The 15,205-nt window shown below is 49.4% G+C and carries 14 protein-coding genes and 1 riboswitch; of the genes, 1 reads left to right on the forward strand and 13 read right to left on the reverse strand.

All coding sequences use genetic code 11. The annotated features are described in order from the left end of the window. Positions 1-18 precede the first annotated feature (18 nt). From HMPREF2554_RS07240 to pnuC, 8 genes are all read right to left on the reverse strand, one after another. Positions 19-273: an HGxxPAAW family protein gene (locus HMPREF2554_RS07240; RefSeq protein WP_004004555.1), complete on the reverse strand. Its 255-nt coding sequence runs from the start codon at positions 271-273 to the stop codon at positions 19-21. 172 nt (positions 274-445) lie between these two features. Further along, on the reverse strand, positions 446-1,129 hold the full coding sequence (locus tag HMPREF2554_RS07245; RefSeq protein ID WP_013398972.1) for a Trp biosynthesis-associated membrane protein: 684 nt from the start codon (positions 1,127-1,129) through the stop codon (positions 446-448). Between the two features lie 24 nt (positions 1,130-1,153). Beyond that, positions 1,154-2,746, reverse strand: a complete 1,593-nt coding sequence (locus HMPREF2554_RS07250; RefSeq protein WP_013398971.1) for an anthranilate synthase component I — start codon at positions 2,744-2,746, stop codon at positions 1,154-1,156. A gap of 139 nt (positions 2,747-2,885) precedes the next feature. Continuing rightward, positions 2,886-3,359 carry a 6,7-dimethyl-8-ribityllumazine synthase gene (gene ribH / locus HMPREF2554_RS07255; RefSeq protein ID WP_013398970.1) on the reverse strand — a complete coding sequence of 158 codons (474 nt, stop codon included), beginning with the start codon at positions 3,357-3,359 and terminating at the stop codon, positions 2,886-2,888. 82 nt (positions 3,360-3,441) lie between these two features. Next, positions 3,442-4,203, reverse strand: a complete 762-nt coding sequence (locus HMPREF2554_RS07260; protein ID WP_013398969.1) for a GTP cyclohydrolase II — start codon at positions 4,201-4,203, stop codon at positions 3,442-3,444. Next, entirely contained in the window at positions 4,200-5,477 is a 1,278-nt protein-coding gene (ribB, locus tag HMPREF2554_RS07265; protein WP_041322074.1) for a 3,4-dihydroxy-2-butanone-4-phosphate synthase, read from the reverse strand. The genes HMPREF2554_RS07260 and ribB overlap by 4 nt, the downstream gene beginning before the upstream one ends. A 192-nt stretch (positions 5,478-5,669) precedes the next feature. Next, positions 5,670-6,917 (reverse strand): bifunctional diaminohydroxyphosphoribosylaminopyrimidine deaminase/5-amino-6-(5-phosphoribosylamino)uracil reductase RibD, encoded by a 1,248-nt coding sequence (gene ribD, locus HMPREF2554_RS07270; protein WP_070554457.1) that lies wholly within the window; start codon positions 6,915-6,917, stop codon positions 5,670-5,672. Further along, complete coding sequence (gene pnuC / locus HMPREF2554_RS07275; RefSeq protein ID WP_013398966.1) at positions 6,914-7,633, reverse strand: nicotinamide riboside transporter PnuC; 720 nt, start codon at positions 7,631-7,633, stop codon at positions 6,914-6,916. The genes ribD and pnuC overlap by 4 nt, the downstream gene beginning before the upstream one ends. A 123-nt stretch (positions 7,634-7,756) precedes the next feature. After that, positions 7,757-7,896, reverse strand: a riboswitch (FMN riboswitch). Between the two features lie 480 nt (positions 7,897-8,376). On the opposite strand from pnuC, the gene HMPREF2554_RS07280 reads away from it, so the two are divergent. Further along, positions 8,377-9,852 carry a GH25 family lysozyme gene (locus HMPREF2554_RS07280; RefSeq protein WP_070554460.1) on the forward strand — a complete coding sequence of 492 codons (1,476 nt, stop codon included), beginning with the start codon at positions 8,377-8,379 and terminating at the stop codon, positions 9,850-9,852. A 197-nt stretch (positions 9,853-10,049) separates the two neighbouring features. Here HMPREF2554_RS07280 and fabF read toward each other — a convergent pair whose 3' ends face one another. From fabF to HMPREF2554_RS07305, 5 genes are all read right to left on the reverse strand, one after another. Beyond that, positions 10,050-11,318, reverse strand: a complete 1,269-nt coding sequence (fabF, locus tag HMPREF2554_RS07285; protein WP_013398964.1) for a beta-ketoacyl-ACP synthase II — start codon at positions 11,316-11,318, stop codon at positions 10,050-10,052. A gap of 88 nt (positions 11,319-11,406) precedes the next feature. After that, on the reverse strand, positions 11,407-11,649 hold the full coding sequence (locus HMPREF2554_RS07290; protein ID WP_004004541.1) for an acyl carrier protein: 243 nt from the start codon (positions 11,647-11,649) through the stop codon (positions 11,407-11,409). A 203-nt stretch (positions 11,650-11,852) separates the two neighbouring features. Next, positions 11,853-12,878, reverse strand: a complete 1,026-nt coding sequence (locus HMPREF2554_RS07295) for a beta-ketoacyl-ACP synthase III (protein WP_013398962.1) — start codon at positions 12,876-12,878, stop codon at positions 11,853-11,855. A 56-nt stretch (positions 12,879-12,934) separates the two neighbouring features. Then, positions 12,935-13,834 carry an ACP S-malonyltransferase gene (locus HMPREF2554_RS07300; protein WP_070554462.1) on the reverse strand — a complete coding sequence of 300 codons (900 nt, stop codon included), beginning with the start codon at positions 13,832-13,834 and terminating at the stop codon, positions 12,935-12,937. Positions 13,835-14,128: 294 nt separating this feature from the next. Then, the gene (locus HMPREF2554_RS07305) at positions 14,129-15,199 is read right to left on the reverse strand and encodes a tyrosine recombinase XerC (protein ID WP_083297443.1); all 1,071 of its coding nucleotides are present in this window, start codon (positions 15,197-15,199) and stop codon (positions 14,129-14,131) included. Between the last annotated feature and the right edge of the window lie 6 nt (positions 15,200-15,205).

Raw genomic sequence — 15,205 nt, forward strand, 5'->3', positions numbered from 1 at the left:
GCGCTCGTAGCGTATTTACTAGTGACGCTCAGTATTTTTGGTTTTAGACCCACCTTGACCGTAGCCAGCACTCTTGAGAAGCAATCCAGCCACTAGACCCAGCGCGATAATGCCAGCACCAACAAAGACGATAACGGGCTGAGCCAGATCATACGCAACGGCACCAACAAGTACCCCGGTCGTCATGATGGCGATCATAACCCACGATGCTACGGTGCTACCGTGATTTGCATACGGGCGTTCAGGAACAATAACAACTTTCTCTTCCGTCACGAAAACTCCTCATGTGTGTGCACAGATACGCGAATAATGCGTACAGACGTCCTTTCTTCGATTTTAGGTCATGACCTCGTCTTCTGTGAATTTGCTGGTGAGAATCGTACAAATATTTAGACGAGCAATGTTGTACAACTCGCAGCGTCTGAAAACCTTTTTACCATTAAAACTATTTCTCTGCGGTAGGGTCTTCTCCCCTGCTCAGCAGGTCCCATGCATCCATATTGTCGACCTCACCAGGAGCTTCTTGCAGGTTACGCACTGTGCGGTCATATTTACGCCCACCTTGCCAGTGTCGAGCCGCTACAAGAGTCCAAAGTCCCACGCACATAATAAGAAAACCTGATATGCATGAAATCCACGGCCAAACAGTCACAGCATATGTACCTGTAGACGCCACGGTTCCCGTTACCTTGCTGGTCTCAGTTACAACCGCACCTGCGGGATTCATCACCACCGACAGCGCAGAAAAAATAATACCCACCCCGGATCCTAAACTTACCAATGCGATAACATACCGCAAAAGCTGAGGGGCTATGCGCGCCGCTAAAGGAGCTGCTAAAGCTACCATCGCCAGTGCGCTTACTGCGGGCGCCGCTCGAGACCCAGTAACGTCAAGATTTTGTTCCCCCAAGACCCCGTTCACATGCGCTTGGACCCAAGGAAAAAGCGTCGTGCTAAAGGCAAGGGCAGCCACAGCAAGCCCTGTTAAAAGCACCAGTCCAGGTGCTTGTAGTCTCACAGGTTTCGAGTGTAAGTTTTCATCCGCCGCACTAAACGCCGTAGCAGTACTCGTTGTCTCATGGTTATTTGATTGATTCAAAGACGAAGACTTATGCCGCTGTGTATTCATGGGATTATGCCCTCCCGCAGGTTCTTAATCTGCTGTGGTAACGCGTTTTGTCTGCAGAGGTTTCAGACCCGATGCTGTCAATACAGCACGGAGCGGAGCAGCTGACTTATTTACGGTCTCTTCAGTCTCGCACTCCGGGTTGGAGTCCATCACAATACCGGCTCCAGCCTGTACATAAGCTTTTGTTCCCTTGAGAACAGCAGTACGAATTGCAATAGCCATATCCATGTTTCCAGCAAAATCAAAATATCCGCAGACACCCCCATAAACCCCACGACGGGTCGGCTCATACTCGTCGATAAGCTGCATAGCCCGCGGTTTGGGAGCCCCCGAGAGAGTCCCCGCCGGAAAAGCAACGCGAAGTACATCGTAAGCACTGAATTGAGGGTCAAGTTCAGCACTCACTGAGGAAGAAATATGCATGATATGGCTAAACCGCTCAATCACCATGAACTCATCAACAGAGACCGTTCCAGGCTTTGCAATTCGAGACAGATCATTACGCGCCAAATCAACCAGCATCAAATGCTCAGAGCGCTCTTTTTGATCGGCAAGAAGCTCTTCAGCAAGAGCTATATCCTGTTCACGAGTTGCACCGCGAGGCCGGGAACCAGCGATAGGATGCGAAGTCGCACGACCCTCCTTGAGGGTCACCAAGGCTTCTGGGGAAGAACCAACAATTTGGAAAGGAATACCCTCAGCATCCTCAAAGTTAAAGAGGTACATGTAGGGTGAAGGGTTAGATTGACGAAGGACGCGATAGACATCAAGCGCATCCGCGCCAGTTTCAACTTCAAAACGACGTGAGATCACGATCTGAAAGACGTCGCCGTCAATAATATTTTTCTTACAACGATCAATTGCGTCTTGATAGCCTTGCACCGACCAGGTTTGAGTAACTTCACGACGAATTCGGTCATCTATGTCAGAAACGCCGGTTAAAACCGATGCCGTTTCAGAGGCGCCCTGTTCTAGTTGCTGCAGCATACGGTGCAGACGTTCGACCGCATCGACGTATGCATCATCCACATTTTCATCGGTACCGTTGAAGTTAATGGCATTTGCGATCAAGAGCACTGTGCCGTCAGTATTATCATGGATTGCCATGTCAGAAACCATGTTCAAGGCAAATTCTGGGAGATTCACGTCATCAGCTGGCGGATACGGCAGGTTCTCCCAGCGGCGTACTACGTCCCAGCCCAAGTAACCTACCAACCCCGATGTTAACGGTGGAAGGCCAGGAACCGGTTCAGTATGAAGCATGCGAAGGGTTTGATCGATAGCTTCAACGGGGTCGCCTTCTGTTGGGGCTCCCGCCGGAGTTTGCCCTTGCCAATATATCTTGCCGTCTCGTGTGGTCAGGGTTGAACGAGAAGAAGCGCCGATAAAAGAATACCGGTCCCAAGCTGCCGATTCCCCCTCGGTCGCGATCTTAGCCGATTCAAGCAAAAAAGTTCCAGAATCAGCGGCACCATCGTGTAGAACCAGCGAACGATAAATACCAATGGGTGTAAGCGAGTCTGCAAGAATTTTGATGCACACCGGAATAACTCGGTGAGTCACCGCGCGTTCCCGGAATTCTTCAAGAGAGGGTGAGATAATGCCCAAATCCTGCATAGGACTAATCCTTCGTGCTCGATTGCTGATGCCCAAACTGTTGCCTGGGGCTCTCGTATTAGTGTACAAGTTCCACCACATCTAACAGTGGTTTGAACAAACAGCGCGAAGTATCAAAATTGACACTTCGCGCTGTTAATTAGCTCAGTCGTTTGAGAGTCGCTGCGGTTTGCAAAGCTGCCGCCGTTGCCTCATAGCCTTTGTCTTCAGAGGAACCAGGAAGTCCGGCACGGTCTAGAGCTTGTTGTTCATTATCGCAAGTGAGTACCCCGAAACCGACCGGGCGACCAGTCAGCACGGAAACATCGGTCAGACCACTCGTAGCGCCCTGACATACGTAGTCAAAGTGAGGAGTTCCACCGCGAATAACAACGCCGAGGGCAACAATCGCATCGTATTTTTCGGCAAGACGGGTTGCCGCAACAGGTAGTTCAAAAGTCCCCGGAACACGCACAATAGTCGGCTCCAGCCCCGCATCAGCGGCGGCGCGCTGCGCCCCATTGAGTAACCCTTCCATGACCTGAGTGTGCCAGCTTGCCGCAACAATAGCTAGTTTGAATCCAGTGTAGTCCTCAGGATTGAGAGTGGTATCTGCTGCTCCTGCGCCGCTCATATTTCTTAACTCCTTGGTGTCGTTGGTTTATATCGCAAAGTCGTCCTCTGACCACACAGCAAGCTGTTATCAGCCAGAAGAACTATATACTAGGCCCATGGAGCCTATGTCCCATACGCCGACGTTTTGTTTCAAGGTACTTGGCGTTCTCAGCACGCGCCGGAATTTCGTCAGGAATTACCTCATGTACTTCAAGCCCCAGCTCGGTCAGTGCGTCAACCTTTGCCGGATTATTTGTGATAAGTCGCAGATTATGAACCCCGAGTTCTTGCAGAATAAGTGCCGCCTGCGTGTAATCACGCATATCTTCGTCTAAGCCAAGCGCTAAATTTGCGTCTAGGGTATCAAGGCCAACATCTTGAAGTGCATAGGCTCGCAACTTATTTACAAGCCCAATACCCCGCCCTTCATGATTGCGAATATAGAGAATCCAACCACCATAACGCGAGAGAATTTTTAACCCATTCTCAAGCTGCTGACCACAGTCGCATCGGAAGGAGCCCAGAATATCTCCAGTAGCGCATTCGGAGTGGATTCGCACTGCGGGAATCTGAGCTTCTCCCGAAAATGCAATAGGGTTCCCTTGGTCGTCTAAAGCACGAATGCTCATATGCTCAGCACCATCGGCAAACCGCCAAGCACGTACCCCAAAGTTTCCATGGGGTGTAGGAACAATAACCTCAACGGTCGATTCCACCAGTTGCGGGCTGGGATGAGGCACTAAGTCTAAAGGAGAAGCTGTGTATTGGTGGGCAAATCTCTCAGCAAGATCGCGTTTCTCAAATTCGAGCTCTGAGGGTATGTGCTTGTGCTGAGTGCTCTGCTTTTCTGGGGTATCACTCATGCTCGTTCCTTCACATACTGAATAAGGTCTTCGATCGAAATCATGGGGAGGCTGTGTGCAGCTGCAAAAGAGCGCAAAGCCTCAAAGCGCATCATACTTCCATCATCATGGACAAGCTCGGCAATAACGCCTACGCCCGAAAGACCTGCCGCACGGGTAAGTTCTACGGCCGCTTCTGTATGCCCAGCACGTTCCAAAACCCCACCAGCTACGGCGCGCAAGGGAAATATATGCCCCGGACGGCTCAAATCTTCAGGGCCCGCTGAGGCGTCTGCAAGAACTCTGACTGTACGGGCACGATCGGCGGCGCTAATACCTGTTGTGGTTCCTACACGCGCATCGCAAGAAACCGTATATGCAGTACCTTTAGGATCTTCATTGTGCGCGGTCATTGGCGGCAAGTTCATGCTGTCTGCACGTTCGTGACTCATTGGAGCACATATCACTCCGGAGGTATAGCGGATAGTAAATCCCATGAGTTCTTCTGTAGCATATTCAGCCGCAAAAATTATATCTCCCTCATTTTCACGGTTTTCATCATCCACTACAACGACAGCTCGACCGGCGGAGATAGCCTCAATGGCCTCCTGAATAGGATCCAGCTCTTGTGCAACTACGGAAGTTTCATGGAAATCTACATTTCTCATTTCCATCAACCGGGCTACATATTTAGCGAGCGCGTCTGTTTCAAGATTGACAGTGTCTCCTACGGTAAGCTGCCCTAGATTAGTTGTGCTAAGAGTTTCAGGAATCAAACCGACTTCAAACCAGGGAGCGCTCTCAGCAGAGGCAGAAACCGCGGTTACTGTCAGCGATACGCCGGAGACGGCGATAGAACCTTTCTCAACCAGATACGGAGCAAGTTCTTGAGGAATGGAAAAACGAATAGTGCACCACGCATCATGTTCAGTTATTGATGTAACCGTCGCGATACCATCTACGTGTCCCTGGACTACGTGTCCATCAAACCTTCCGTTGGCAGGCATGCACCGTTCAAGGTTAACGATCGATCCTTGAGTTAGTGTGCCTAAATTAGTCCGAGTGAGCGTCTCCCCCATGGCATAAGCGCGAAATTGCTGCGGTTCAATGCTATCCTCATCGACGGCAGTTAGACATACACCGTTGACAGCTAGGGATCCTCCATGATCCAAGTCAGAGACAATATCACCAGCGTTAATAGTGATATATGCAGCTCCGGTCGAAGTCCCTTGAGCGTCATAGACTGGTTGAACGGACTCAACGGTACCTAGCGCACCGATAATTCCTGTAAACATGTGTGTCTTCTCCTCTGTGGCAGCTGCAACGGGATGGAATTCAGATGCCGCTACGATAACTTGCACTATAACTATAAAGATGAGTCTTTTATTCCCCGAAATATCGTGCAGGTGCATACCGGAACGATCTCAAAGACGATGTTCCCTTTCCTACACTTTGTTTCCAGGAATTATGCATAACTTTTGTAGTTTTTATTCTCGTGGTTCTGGAAAATATTTGTGCGTGAAACGTGGAAGTACGCGACGAATACCCGGTGTATTTTTTGCAGTGCTACGGGGGCTTGGTATCAGGTGCGTTGCGGTGTCTTCGCCTAAGACCCGAACTGATGGAAACATCCCAAGATCATCAAGCTGCAGACGAGGGGCATTTTCCAACGTGTTGGTAATAAGTCGGTACATTGCACTTTTACCGTGCCCCATAAGTATAGGAGCGCGGTACCAAACAAGTTCGTCAAGAAGATCTTCCCCGGTAAATAGGCCAACCATTCCCGGTCCTCCCTCAATCATGAGGTGTCGCACCCCACGACTGTAAAGTTCGTCAAGAAGGACTCGGGGCTCGTGAGTGTAAACCTGCATGTAATTTTCTGGGTCTCTTGTACCTAGACCACACACTTTATAGGTGCTTGGTATATCTGTTTCTCCCATGACAACCCGTAAAGGCTGTTTCTTGTAGCGTTGCCCTGAGATATCACGGGCATCTAGTGAGGGATTATCAAGGAGTGTAGTGCGGGTTCCGATCATCACGGCGTCTGCGCGTTTTCGGATGAGATGCCCATCAGCACGTGCTTGTGAACCAGTTATCCATTTACTGGTGCCGTCTGCTGCCGCGATAAAACCGTCAAGAGTTGAAGCAGATTTAACGGTAATAAATGGTCGTTTTTCTGCGACCGAAATAAACCATCGTTCATTTAGCGCGTACGAGTCCTCAGCAAATTCTCGCATATACGTTGTTACGACTCCGTGAGAGCGTAAATATTCTGCTCCGCCAGAAGCCTGAGCGCTCCTATCTGGATATGCATAAAAGACCTGAGAAATTCCAGCTTCTTTGATAGCATACGAGCACGGACCAGTTTTGCCTGTATGATTGCAGGGTTCTAGCGACACATACATTTTTGCATCGCTCATATCCGTGCCAGCCGCGCGGGCTTGAGCTAGGACATCAGCTTCAGCATGAGGTGTTCCTGCCCCGCGATGCCATCCAATATGCAGTACTTGACCGGCAGAGTTTGTAATAACCGCTCCAACAAGTGGGTTAGCCCCTCGTATACCCTGACGAGCGGCTTCTATAGCCAAACTCATAGCACGATCATCGGTCAATGCCCCTTCAGGGACCTTTACAGTTACCGAAGCGGGTATTCCTTGAAGATGACCGTACTCCGCAGCAGAATAGTCAAGATCATTTACGGGCGTATACATCTCAGGACCTAGATACGTTGTCATGATTTGCTCGATTCCACGTCAACAGTAATATCCGGAAATTGCGTTTGGACTCGGGTTTTTTCTTCACGATTCCGAGTACTCCACCATACGAAGAAGCCTACAAGAGTAAAGCATCCGTAGAAAACATACATCAGAGAGGTGGCATAGTAGCCTGCGCTCCAAAGCAGCGGAACACCAACAATATCAACAGCAACCCAAATTAGCCAGAACTCTACCCATCCTCGTGCCATACCATAGGTCGCTATAAGCGAACCGGTAAATATCCAAGCATCTGACCATACGGGCTCGTATGACCCTAGAGAACGAAATATTGGAGTTAAAGCTATCGTGCCAAGAATAAGTATAGAGATAATGCTAAGACGTTCCAGCCTGGATGCCCATCGTGGAATTACAGCTGCCCCCTCGGCACGCGTTCCTTGAGCTCTGCAGGACTGCCGCCAACGATACCAGCCCCATACAGAAACAGTTATGAACATAATCTGGCGCCCAGCCTGACCAAGCATATTAATGGGGTTGGGGCTGCCGAAGAAGGCACCCATAAAAACGGTAAAAAGCAGCAGATTTCCGGCTATACCGATCGGCCATGCCCAGACTTTACGGCGCATTCCGCCCAAAGCTGAGGCTAAACCGAAAAGGTTACCTAAAACTTCGCGCACAAGAAGAATCTGGTCTCCAAATTGTATTTGTGCGTCGAAGAGCCACCGCAGAACGTTCACTGTTACTCCTTTTCATCGTCATTGCGGCGACTCCGGGGAGAACAAAATGCATTGATTCCAGTAATTGCTGGAACATTAGATAACGGTTTCGAATATATACCGTGACCGCATCCCGTGCTTTCTGCTCGTGCTGCCTACCATCCAGACTGTACTGTCGGTACCGGAGTTGCACCGGTTCGGCCGTAAGCATCACAATAACTGATACGCACGGTTCGCGGACTGTCACCGCCGGTTCGGAATTTCACCGACCCCGGAGCACGATTACGGGTCAATTATGGCACACCACGCAAGATCGCCAAAAGCAGGTCTTGAGGAAGGCACCAGCGCTATCACAGTATGGGCTAAAGATATGTCAATTTCTTTACCCTTAATTTTGTGATTTAGACATTATGCACTCTCAAATAGAATGTAATTTTCTCCTTGCCTGTTTATATTGAAAAATATAAACTTTTCCACCACATATGAGGTTTAACATACAATTTAACGATATTACTCCTGGGGTATCAGATATTTTAATACTTGACACTTAAAAAATACTCATACTTCCGCAAAAACGCACTACAAAGGGTTGAATACTTGAAATTTATAGGAAATTATCTTTAGAATACTCTTCGTTCACGCTTCCTTTGAGAAGCATGATCTGCAGTGCATTTTTAAGAATCGAAAAATATTCTTCGCATTTTTAAATCATGCACAACATATATCACTCTCACATACACAACTAAATAAAATTGCAGGTAAACATGAAACTTTTTAACCGGCAAAAGTCTGTTTCAAAGACCCTAGCAGCCGTTGGCGCTATAGTGCTGGCTTTAGGGACTATAAGCCCGGCAGTAGCTCATGAAAATACTTCTGATGCTTCTGCTACAGCTCAAATTCCCGCTCACGAGGAAATGAATACTCCAATGGGTGCAGGTGAGCGAGCTCGCCTTGCAGAGTCGCAATCCTCAACTCTTGGCAAGATCTCCCCTAATGCCACTTCCATGTGGACTCCCACAGGTGGGACCCTCGGTATGGACGTTTCTTCATACCAAGGAAATGTAGACTGGAACCGTGCATATAATATGGGCTCCCGTTTTGCATACACAAAAGCAACAGAGGGTAACTATTACACTAACCCTTACTTTGCTCAACAATACAACGGTTCCGCACAGTCGGGCATGATTCGTGGTGCCTATCATTTTGCCAACCCACGCTCCACCTCTGGAGCTGAACAGGCACGCTATTTCGTCAGACATGGCGGTGGATGGAGTAACGACGGAATTACAATGCCCGGCCTACTCGATATTGAATACAACCCATATCCGAGTCTTGGCAACACCTGCTACAACATGAGCAGTGCCGATCTCACTCGGTGGATTCGTGATTTCATGGAGACCTACCGCAGCCTCACCGGTCGATATCCTATGATTTATACCGCTAATTACTGGTGGAGGCAATGCGTAGGCTCAACAGAGTTCGGTAACCACCTCCTGCATCTGGCAAATTACAACTACTATCCCGGTCCTATGCCAGCTGGGTGGGGTAATTACGATATCTGGCAGTTCTCTTCTGAAGGACCTTTCGTTGGAGACTCGAATTTCTTCCCGGGTACGGTTCACGATTTACGTGCACTAGCCACCAATGCGGGGGCAAAGAACCGTTCATGGCATCCTCAACCCGCGCCCCGAGTAGAAACGGCTCCTAAGACCCGGTTCCGGGATGTCCCGCAGAGCTCGCCTTTCTATAAAGAAATTGAATGGTTAGCCAACGAGAAAATTACTACCGGTTGGCCGGATGGCACTTTCCGACCGGACGCAGGTGTAGAACGCGCTGCGATGGCAGCTTATTTCTACCGTATGGCTGGCTCTCCCCCGGTTAATCTTCCAGCACGTTCACCTTTCCGCGATGTAGCGCCTCAAGACCAGTTCTATCGCGAAATTGTCTGGATGCATCAGCAAGGTATCGCTACCGGATGGGCTGATGGCACCTTCCGTCCGCACGATAGTGTCAACCGCGATGCGATGGCAGCTTTCTTCTACCGTTTCGCGGGGAAGCCAGCGGTACCCGCAGGTCGTAATTTCTCAGATGTTGGAGCAAACAATCAATTCTATCGAGAAATTATGTGGCTCAAAGGTACTGGTATCGCTACCGGTTGGGCTGATGGCACCTTCCGTCCTTGGCAACCTGTTGAACGGGGCGCGATGGCAGCGTTTATCTACCGCTATAAGCACAAGTAAAATAATCGCTCCTCATTAATATTCCCCACAAAACTGTGGGGAATCCTCCCTTTATTATTACCCGCGGTATTTTCAGATATGACAGCTGCGTTAAGTATGCATACCTCACTGTTTTTCGTGGCTTCAGCTGTACACAGATACAAAAAGGGTCTTCTCAGGTAATTCCTGAGAAGACCCCAATGCAGTATTATGCAGAATTACTCAACAGAACGGAACGCGACGACTGCGTTATGTCCACCAAAGCCGAAGGAATTCGAGATACCAACAATCTCTCCTTCAGGAAGCTCCCGTGCCTGTGTCACAATGTCAAGATCAATCTGCGGATCTTGGTTTTCCAGATTAATAGTAGCCGGAGCTTTGCGGTTGTAAATCGCCAATACGGTAAGCACTGCTTCAAGGGCTCCTGCACCACCCAAAAGATGCCCCGTCATAGACTTGGTTGCAGAAACAGCAATATTCTTTGTATGCTCACCGAAAGTAGCATGCATAGCAGTTGCTTCCGGTAGATCCCCCGCAGGAGTTGAGGTTGCGTGTGCGTTAATATGCACAACTGTAGCAGGGTCAATATCCCCATCTTTGAGTGCTTCACGCAGAGCTCGTGTGGCTCCTAGAGCATCAGGATCGGGAGCGGTTATATGGAAGGCATCAGCAGAGACACCGGTACCTGCTAGCTCGGCATAGACTCGCGCTCCACGGGCTCGGGCATGCTCCTCTGACTCAAGAATCATAGCCGCAGCACCTTCGCCCATCACAAATCCGTCACGATCCATATCATAAGGGCGTGAGGCTTTTTCAGGGTCATCGTTACGCGATGACAACGCCTGCATACGCGCAAAGGCCGCTAAAGGAAGAGGATGAATTGCTGCTTCGGAACCGCCGACAACAACCACATCTGCTTTACCTGTGCGAATCATATCGACCCCCAGCTCCATAGCTTCCGTTGAAGAAGCACAGGCAGATACGACGGTTTGAGCAGCGGCGCGCGCTTTCAGGTTCATCGACACAGCGGCTGCGTTGCCGTTAGGCATTAACATGGGAACTGTCATGGGAAGAACCCTTCGAGGCCCTTTCTCACGCAATGTATCCCATGCATCAAGCAGGGTCCACACACCACCGATACCAGTACCAAATGCTACACCGGTGCGTAAGGGATCAACTTCTTCTGCGGATTCAGCGTCGGAACCCGAAAAACCAGCATCCTCCCAGGCTTCACGAGCAGCGATAAGTGCTAGCTGTCCTGAAGGATCTAAGCGCTTTGCTTCAACTTTGGTGAGTCGTTCTGACTCGTGAGCAGGCTCTGCGAGGCGCCCAGCGATGTAAACAGGCAAGCTGTATTCTTCTACCCAGGGCTCATCAATTTTAGTGATACCCGAGACGCCTGTAAGCGCATTTGCCCAGGTGGTGGGGACGTCGCCGCCAATAGGAGTGGTTGCGCCGAGACCGGTCACCAACACTTTTCGAGACATCTTCACACTTTCTTGGTTATATCGGTGGAGGGTGAAACTAGACAGGTGGGCGCGGCTACTTGCCCGCGCCCACCGTCGGCAGCCTAATTTAGGCTGTTTTTGCGATAAAGTCTACTGCGTCACCAACAGTCTTGAGGTTCTTGACCTCTTCGTCTGGAATAGTAACTTCGAACTTTTCCTCAGCGTTCACTACGATAGTCATCATCGAGATAGAGTCAATATCGAGGTCTTCGGTGAAGGACTTATCCAGCTGAACATCTTCAACTTCAACACCGGTCTCTTCGTTTACAATCTCAGCAAGACCTGCGAGGATCTCTTCTTTGTTAGCCATGAAGGGCTCCTTTGTCATAGAAGTGGTAGCACGCTCCTGGTTAAGAGCATGTGCATAATCGAGTTTATCGTGTCTGTGTAAGTATCTCACACAATAACCCCGAGTTTTTCAAATTCGTACTATAAAATCTAGTGTTTGCAGGTACGAATTTGAGCTATCTCATAAAAGGTATATTCAGATACCTTAAGAGTGATCTCGATAACTTACGGAAGAACAACAACCTGTGCCGCATATGCAAGACCGGCCCCAAAACCAATCTGTAGTGCAAATTTTCCAGAAAGTTCAGGCTGTTCCTGCAAAAGACGATGCGCTGCCAAAGGAACGGAGGCGGCAGACGTGTTACCAGCATCAGCAATATCTCGCGCAATAGCGACATTTTCAGGCAATTTCAGGGTTTTTGCCATCTGATCGATAATGCGAGCATTAGCCTGATGCGGAATTAATGCACCCAGCTCATCCGGAGTAATACCTGCCGATTCTAAAGCCTGCTGTGCAACTTTTGCCATTTCCCACACAGCCCAGCGGAAGACTGAAGGTCCATCTTGACGCAGGGTCGGCCAAATCTTTTCATCTTCCTGCACAGGGTTAACGACAAAGTCACGGTTACGGATATCGAGGAGGGAATGGGTCATTCCGACAGTCCCCCAACGAGAGCCGTCTGATCCCCAAATAGTCGGGGCGATGCCGGGTTCGTCCGATACGCTGACAACAGCCGCACCCGCTCCATCTCCCAACAAGAATGAGATAGAACGTTCCGTATTATCTATAAAATCTGAAAGTTTTTCAACGCCTATCACGAGAACATTCTGCGCCATACCAGAACGAACCATAGCATCTGCCTGAGCTATACCGTAGCAGAAGCCAGCGCAGGCCGCAGAAATATCGTAAGCAGGACACCGAGACCCAATGGCATCCGCAACCAGAACAGCTAGTGACGGAGTAGCATACGGATGGGAAATTGTTGAGATAATAACGGCATCAATCTGTTCACCCGTCACGTGTGAGTTGGCGAGCGCATCATGAGCTGCTGCGATTGCAAGGTCATTAACGGTTTGGTTTTCGCTAGCTCGATGTCGGGTTGAAATCCCGGTACGCTGCTTAATCCACTCATCAGACGAGTTGATAGCTTCAACGATATCGTTATTATGAACGATCACCTCACCACGGGAAGCCCCATAGCCTAAAATGCGGGAGTAACGATTGTTCTCATATTGTTTGAGGGTAGTCACGTGTTTACTGTTCCTTGAGCTGTTTCTTCGTGGGTCTGATTTGATACGCCTTAAACCTATACACCAAATTTTTCGAGGTCTTCAGGAGCATTAACGGCGGTGAAAGGTACACCACGCATTGCGCGTTTTGCCAATCCGACGAGGGTTCCTGCAGGTGTCACCTCAATAATATCGGTGACTTCGTCTTGCAACATCTGAGCCATACACAGATCCCACCGAACAGGGTTTGTAACCTGCTTGACGAGAGAATCGAGAAATTCCTGTCCGGAAGCGACCGCAGAGCCATCGCGATTACTCAAAATTTTGTGCTTTGGATCTTCAACCGTGATCGTGTCTGCAAATTTCTTGAGTGGTTCCACGACCGGGGCCATAGCTTCTGTGTGAAAGGCACCAGCAACTTTAAGCGGAATAACACGAGTACGCGCCGGTGGATTCTCAGTGAATTTTTCAAGAGCGTCAAGTGCGCCTGCTGCAACGATTTGTCCACCGCCATTGGAGTTGGCTGCAACCAGCTGCGCCGCTTTAATTGCTTCACGAACCTCTTCTTCATCGCCGCCCAGGACTGCTGCCATACCGGTTGGGGATGCAGCGGCGGCTTGGGCCATGCCGGTGGCACGAACGCGAATAAAACGCATAGCATCTTCATCGCTAAGAATTCCAGAAAGTGCGGCTGCTGTAATTTCTCCTACGGAGTGCCCCGCGAAAAGTAGATTCTCTGATCCTAGACGAGCAAGCGTTAGACGCCCGGTGACAATACCTGCAGCAACAATCAAAGGCTGGGCAATAGCGGTGTCTTTAATAGCTTCTTCCTCGGCTTCGGTGCCGTAATGGATAAGGTCAAGCTCTGCTGCTTGTGAGAGACACTCAAGGTGTTCACGAACTCCAACAATCTCAAGCCAAGGAGTGAGAAAGCCCTTTTTTTGAGATCCTTGACCGGGGCAGACAATAGCGTACATTCTTGACCTTTCAAATAGCTCATGACGCTCTCGCGTATAGTATTCTATCGCTTTATCAACGTACGGAGTAGCTCAAAATGCCACATATTATGATAAACGCTCCAGAGATATTCTACTCATCTTTTGTCCTAGCTGGTATATCCCATAAGCGCCCACCACAGGCTCCGCTGGATATTGGTCTTGATATCTTATGCCTTCTAAGTACCAGCTGCTTCTTGTAACGTCATCATTTTTCGCTTACCGCGCAGGGCAAGCATACGAAAAACTTCAATAGCCTTTTCCGCTTCCGTACAATCAAGCTCGCGGATGAGCACGAGTATAGGTATCTGCTAAACGTTTCATGGAGACATGGGTATAGATCTGTGTCGTTGAGAGCGATGCGTGCCCTAACAGCTCTTGAACGGTACGAATATCTGCCCCTCCGTCAACAAGATGAGTTGCAGCAGAATGACGAAGGACATGTGCCCCTGAAACCTCGGTATCCTCAAGTGTACGTAGGATTCGGCTAATATCTTCACGAATTTGTCGAGGGTTTGCACGTTTACCGCGTGGCCCTATAAACAGGGCAGTTACATCGCGTGAACCTTTGGCTATCCAATACGGGCGCCCTATTTTGACCCACTGTGAAAGAACTTTCATCGCGGGGGTTCCCAATGGTACAACACGTTCTTTATTACCTTTACCGATAACGCGAACCGTCTTATTAGCTCGGTCTATACTCGATAGATTCAAGCCTGTAAGTTCTGAGATACGCATACCCGATGAGTACAGAACCTCTAGAACAGCCCAAAGCCTCAGCATCCGGATATCCTGCGGATTTTCGCGGCATCGCAGTGCTACGGTGTCCAAAACGGAGCTCATCTGTTCCTGACTCAGGACAGCAGGAAGATGTCGGTCACGCTTAGGCGTACTCATTCCCCGGGTAGGATTTTCTGTGATGAGTTCTTCCTCATGAGCCCAGCTGAAAAAAGTGCGCAGGGTCGAACCACGTCGAGCTACAGTCGTCTTGGCATTTTGTTTTAGGTGCATAGACCCCAGCCATTCACGGATAAGCTGCAGGTTTATATCTTCAACACGGCTAATTCCCCGTCGTCCGATAAAACCGAAAAACCCGTAGAGATCAGATATGTACGATCGGATAGTCTCTTCGGAACGATACTTCTCGTACCTGAGATAACGTTCGAAATGCTCGACAATAGGTAAAAATACTTCTCCAGATAAGACGGGAGCAAGGTCTGGGGTGGAGTCTTGCTGGCTTGCTGATATGGGGAGGGTAGGGGCTAATGAACTTTCCGGTAAAACTGCATCGGGCATAGGTAAAGTCTTTGAAAGCTCTTTATTATCATCCCAAAATGCTGCTGTCATTTCTCC

The sequence above is a fragment of the Rothia sp. HMSC071F11 genome, from assembly GCF_001809115.1.
GTDB classification, from domain to species: Bacteria; Actinomycetota; Actinomycetes; order Actinomycetales; family Micrococcaceae; genus Rothia; species Rothia dentocariosa.

Excerpts from the sequence above, each read along its gene's own strand:
- HMPREF2554_RS07245 (WP_013398972.1), bottom strand. The coding sequence starts at position 1,129 with ATGAATACACAGCGGCATAAGTCTTCGTCTTTGAATCAATCAAATAAC.
- HMPREF2554_RS07250 (WP_013398971.1), bottom strand. The coding sequence starts at position 2,746 with ATGCAGGATTTGGGCATTATCTCACCCTCTCTTGAAGAATTCCGGGAA.
- ribH (WP_013398970.1), bottom strand. The coding sequence starts at position 3,359 with ATGAGCGGCGCAGGAGCAGCAGATACCACTCTCAATCCTGAGGACTAC.
- HMPREF2554_RS07260 (WP_013398969.1), bottom strand. The coding sequence starts at position 4,203 with ATGAGTGATACCCCAGAAAAGCAGAGCACTCAGCACAAGCACATACCC.
- ribB (WP_041322074.1), bottom strand. The coding sequence starts at position 5,477 with ATGTTTACAGGAATTATCGGTGCGCTAGGTACCGTTGAGTCCGTTCAA.
- ribD (WP_070554457.1), bottom strand. The coding sequence starts at position 6,917 with ATGACAACGTATCTAGGTCCTGAGATGTATACGCCCGTAAATGATCTT.
- HMPREF2554_RS07280 (WP_070554460.1), top strand. The coding sequence starts at position 8,377 with ATGAAACTTTTTAACCGGCAAAAGTCTGTTTCAAAGACCCTAGCAGCC.
- fabF (WP_013398964.1), bottom strand. The coding sequence starts at position 11,318 with ATGTCTCGAAAAGTGTTGGTGACCGGTCTCGGCGCAACCACTCCTATT.
- HMPREF2554_RS07290 (WP_004004541.1), bottom strand. The coding sequence starts at position 11,649 with ATGGCTAACAAAGAAGAGATCCTCGCAGGTCTTGCTGAGATTGTAAAC.
- HMPREF2554_RS07300 (WP_070554462.1), bottom strand. The coding sequence starts at position 13,834 with ATGTACGCTATTGTCTGCCCCGGTCAAGGATCTCAAAAAAAGGGCTTT.
- HMPREF2554_RS07305 (WP_083297443.1), bottom strand. The coding sequence starts at position 15,199 with ATGACAGCAGCATTTTGGGATGATAATAAAGAGCTTTCAAAGACTTTA.